Source organism: Arthrobacter sp. YAF34, from assembly GCF_052113245.1.
In the GTDB taxonomy this organism is placed as follows: Bacteria; Actinomycetota; Actinomycetes; order Actinomycetales; family Micrococcaceae; genus Arthrobacter.
This window is the reverse complement of the sequence record NZ_JBFRCV010000031.1, coordinates 1-4,600: the sequence shown is the minus strand read 5'-3', so window position 1 is coordinate 4,600 and position 4,600 is coordinate 1. Positions and strand designations below refer to the sequence as shown.

The following is a 4,600-nucleotide window of genomic DNA, read 5'->3' as shown; positions in this document are numbered from 1 at the left end:
GGACAAGGATGCCTCTACCAGTAGGAGTCAGGCGGGCATTACGGTGGACCATGAAGACCTCTTAGTCGTTCGGTGTGTGTGGTAACCACCAACCTAAGAGGTCTTCACCCTTTCAACATGTAACCAACGTCCTGGCCGAGTACACCTAGTGGAAGAAGTGCCGGGCTCCCGTGAAGTACATGGTGATGCCGGCCGCGTTGGCTGCGGCGATGACTTCCTCGTCCCGGACGGAACCGCCGGGCTGGACCACGGCGCGGACGCCGGCGTCGATCAGGATCTGCAGGCCGTCCGCGAACGGGAAGAACGCATCCGACGCCGCCACGGCCCCGCGGGCGCGCTCGGGGGCTCCGGTCGCGTCCGTATTCGAAGCACCGCCGGCGCCCTCGACCTGGGAGCTCACGCTCACGCCGAGCGAGTTGGCGCGCTCGACGGCGAGCTTGCAGGAATCGAGCCTGTTCACCTGGCCCATGCCGATGCCAACCGCGGCGCCGTTGTCGGCGAGCAGGATGGCGTTGGACTTGGCCGCGCGGCACGCGGTCCAGGCGAAGGCGAGATCGGCCAGGGTGGCGGCGTCGGCGGCCTCGCCCGCGGCAAGGGTCCAGTTGGCGGGGTTGTCCCCCTCGGCGTCGACCTTGTCTGTGGCCTGCACCAGCATGCCGCCGGAGACCTGGCGGAACTCGGTCGGGTAGCGGCCGTATCCCTCGGGCAGCGCCAGGAGACGGATGTTTTTCTTCTTGGACAGGATCTCCACGGCCTCGTCCTCGAAGCCCGGCGCGATGACGACCTCCGTGAAGATGCCGGCAACGGTGCGCGCCATGCCGGCTGTGACCGTGCGGTTCGCGGCGATGACGCCGCCGAACGCGGACACCGGATCGCAGGCGTGGGCCTTGGCGTGGGCGTCGGCGATCGGGTCGGCCGCGGACTTGGAACCCACGGCCACGCCGCACGGGTTGGCGTGCTTGATGACGGCGACGGCGGGTTCGGCGAAGTCGAACGCCGCGCGCAGGGCGGCGTCGGCGTCGACGAAGTTGTTGTAGCTCATGGCCTTGCCGTGGATCTGGTCGGCCTGCGCGATGCCGGCCGGGGCGGCCCGGTCCACGTACAGGGCGGCCTGCTGGTGCGGGTTTTCGCCGTAGCGGAGGACCTCGGAGCGTTCCAGGGCCAGGCCGGCGTACGCGGGCCAGTCGACCACGCCGTCGCCGTCCTCGTCGAGGAACTGGCTGGCGGTCCAGGTGGCCACGGCGGTGTCGTAGGACGCGGTGTGCGCGAAGGCCTTGGCGGCGAGCCGGCGCCGGGTCTTCAGGTCAAAGCCGCCCGAGGCGGCCGCCGCCACCACGGAATCGTACGACGCCGGGTCCACCACGATCGCGACGGCGGCGTGGTTCTTGGCGGCGGAGCGGACCATGGCCGGGCCGCCGATATCGATCTGCTCGACGACGTCGTCCGGCGCCGCGCCGGACTTCACGGTCTCCACGAACGGGTACAGGTTGACGACCACCAGGTCGAACGGCTCGATGTCCATGTCCTCCAGCGTCTGCATGTGGGCCGGGACGCGGCGGTCGGCGAGGATGCCGCCGTGCACACGCGGGTGCAGGGTCTTGACGCGGCCGTCCAGCATTTCCGGTGAGCCGGTGACTTCTTCGACTTCCTGCACGGGGATGCCGGCGGCGGCGATCTTCTTGGCCGTGGAGCCGGTGGAGACGATCTTGACCCCGGCGTCGTGCAGGCCCCGGGCGAGCTCCTCCAGACCGGTCTTGTCGTAGACCGAGATCAGGGCCCGGCGGATGGGCACTCGGTCGATGGATACACGGTCAAGCTGCGTGAAGCTCACAAAAGTCTCCGTCTTATATCGCGGCAGGGCCGCGGTTGGTGGGGATGCGGCCAGTTTATCGCGTCCCGGCGCTCTGCCGTCCCGCCGGGATGCCCGCGCGCCGGAGTGTGAAGCACACACCGGCCCCGCCCGGGCCACGTAAAGTTTTCCCACAGGAGGCGATGATGAACACGTACACCACTGTGCCCAGCGGCGAACAGGTGGTCCAGGAACTGCCGTGGCGGTGGAAGGTCCAGGGCCGGATCTTCCTGATCGGCGGCCTGGGCTTCATGTTCGATGCCTGGGACGTCACCCTCAACGGCATCCTCATTCCGCTGCTGTCCAAGCACTGGTCGCTGAGCCCGGGCGACGCCGCCTGGATCGGCACCGCGAACCTGATCGGCATGGCCCTGGGCGCCTTTGCCTGGGGCACGGTGGCCGACACGATCGGGCGCAAGAAGGCCTTCACCGCCACCCTGCTGATCTTCTCGGTCTTTACCGTGCTCGGCGCGCTCTCCCCCGATTTCCTGTGGTTCATCATGTTCCGCTTCCTGGCCGGCTTTGGCTTGGGCGGCTGCATCCCGGTGGACTATGCGCTGGTGGGCGAGTTCACGCCCCGCAAACAGCGCGGCCGGGTGCTCACGGCGATGGACGGCTGGTGGCCGATCGGCGCCGCCCTCTGCGGCTTCGTCTCCGCCGGGCTGATCGCGGCGTTCGCGGACTGGCGCCTGACCATGCTCGTCATGGTGCTCCCGGCGCTGCTCGTGTTCTGGATCCGGCGCAGCGTGCCGGAATCGCCGCTGTTCCTGATCCGCAAGGGCCGCCGCGACGAAGCCGCCCAGGTGATCGACGGCCTGGTCGAGGCCACCGGCGCCGAGCCCCGGGTCTACAGCCTGCCCGAACCGCAGGACGCACCCCGCCTTTCTGCCGGCAGCGCGTGGACGCAACTGCGTGCGCTCTGGCAGTTCAACTGGAAGATCACGACGGCGGCGTGGGCCCTCTTCTTCTCCATCCTGCTGGTCTACTACCTCTCGCTGACGTGGATGCCGCGGATCCTGATCGGCGCCGGGTTCGAGGAGTACAAGGCCTTCCTCACCACCGCGTCGATGGCCGCCGTCGGGCTCCTCGGCGTCGTGGTGGCCGCCCTGCTGGTGGAACGGGTGGGCCGCAAGTGGATCCTGGCCATCACCGGGCCCTTGTCCGCGCTGACGCTGGTGATCGTGGCGATCGTGGTGGACATCCCGACGGCGGCCGTGTTCTGGCTGCTGGTGTTCGGCTTTGTGGTCCAGGTGGCCATCCCCGTGCTGTACGCCTACGTCTCGGAGCTGTACCCCACGGAGCTCCGCAGCTCCGGCTTCGGCTGGGCCTCGACGTTCTCCCGGCTCGGCGCCGGATTCGGGCCGCTGATCTTCGCGGCGTTCCTGTGGCCGGAACTGGGCCTGGCGACGTCGTTCGCGCTGGCCGGAGGGCTGGTGCTGTTGTCCGTGCTGTGGATGGCGTTCTTCGCCCCCGAGACCAACCAGCGCCGGCTGGACTAGCGCCCCATCCTTTCCCCAACTGACTCGCAGCAGGGGCCGTTCTGAGCGTCCAAAACGGCCCCTGCTGCTAGTCAGTTGGGCTGCCAGCCGCGGCAGGCGAGGGCGGCACGGACCTTGGCGACGGCGGCCCGCGCGTCGTTCTCCATGTGCCGCTTCGAGATCCGGACCAGGATCCAGCCGGCGCCGCCGTAGTCCTCTTCCCTGGCGATGTCACGGATGACCTGGGCCGGCTCGGAGTGCCCGTCGCCCTCGTACTCCACAGCAACCCGGTGCTCCGAGTAGGCAAGATCAGGTTGGCGTATGACGCCGGGGCGCAGGACTACGGGCTCGTTCAGTACCGGTTCCGGCAGTCCGGCCAGGCACAGCGCAAGGCGAAGTCTCGTTTCGGGCGCCGAATCCGCACCGATCCGGGCCTGTTCCAGGGCGAGCCGGGCCTTGCGGATGCCGGGCGTCCCCTTGTGCCGGTCCAGCATCTCGGCGAGCTCCCCCGGGTTGGCATAGGGCTCCGTCCGGCCTTCGAACGCGGGCCGGGGACGGCGCAACAAGTGGTCCGCCACCACGGTCAGCTCATCGATGCTCATCTTCCGGGCGCAGTCCAGCCACGTCCTGACTCGTGTGGTGACCAGCACGCCGTCGATCGTGGTGATCTCGTCGGCGAAGAATTGCCCGACGTGGCCAATCACGCCCCTGCGCCGCGGTATGGACATCGTATCCGGACGGGAAATGTGGATGCCCGGGGCATGAGAGCCCGGGAGGAAGCCCGGAAACTCCCAGATCAAGAAAGCCGTCGCGTGGGAGGCCGCAGAGAATCGAGTAACAAGAGCGAGGGGCCTGGCCTGAAGCTTCAGTTCAGCGGAGGGTTCTGATGGCAAGCGGATCCCGCGGCTCGGAATGCACAGCGAAGGATGCTTGAGCCTGCGTCGGCTGACCCCGGCGTCGGCCGCCTCCTGGACAGTAAACGGCGCCGAGCCGAGCGGAGCCGGGAGCGGCCGGGGTGTCTTCATCGACCCATCGTCGCAAAACCAGGGGCCCCGGCGGAGACTTATCCACAGAACGTGGGCCGCCTTCCCAACTAGCTAGCAGCAGGGGCCGTTTTGAGCGCGTGTCATGTCTCATGACCTCGTAGACACTTCATGTCTCATGAGTTCGTGGACAGTTGATGTCTCATGACTTCGTAGACAGTTGGTGCGGGGGCGTTGTTCGGATGTCTGTTCTGCGTGGATAGCTGGTCCGTTTACTGCGGGCTCCGGCG

At 68.0% G+C, this 4,600-nt stretch carries 3 protein-coding genes; 1 reads left to right on the top strand and 2 read right to left on the bottom strand.

Translation table 11 applies throughout. The features are described from left to right. Positions 1-145 precede the first annotated feature (145 nt). Complete coding sequence (purH, locus tag AB4Y72_RS19560; protein WP_441427796.1) at positions 146-1,831, bottom strand: bifunctional phosphoribosylaminoimidazolecarboxamide formyltransferase/IMP cyclohydrolase; 1,686 nt, start codon at positions 1,829-1,831, stop codon at positions 146-148. A gap of 164 nt (positions 1,832-1,995) precedes the next feature. Here purH and AB4Y72_RS19555 point away from each other — a divergent pair, with 164 nt between their 5' ends. Next, positions 1,996-3,348, top strand: a complete 1,353-nt coding sequence (locus AB4Y72_RS19555; protein WP_441427795.1) for an MFS transporter — start codon at positions 1,996-1,998, stop codon at positions 3,346-3,348. Positions 3,349-3,419: 71 nt separating this feature from the next. Here the strand turns inward: AB4Y72_RS19555 and AB4Y72_RS19550 are convergent, their stop codons facing one another. Then, entirely contained in the window at positions 3,420-4,031 is a 612-nt protein-coding gene (locus AB4Y72_RS19550; protein ID WP_441427794.1) for a hypothetical protein, read from the bottom strand. Positions 4,032-4,600: the final 569 nt, after the last annotated feature.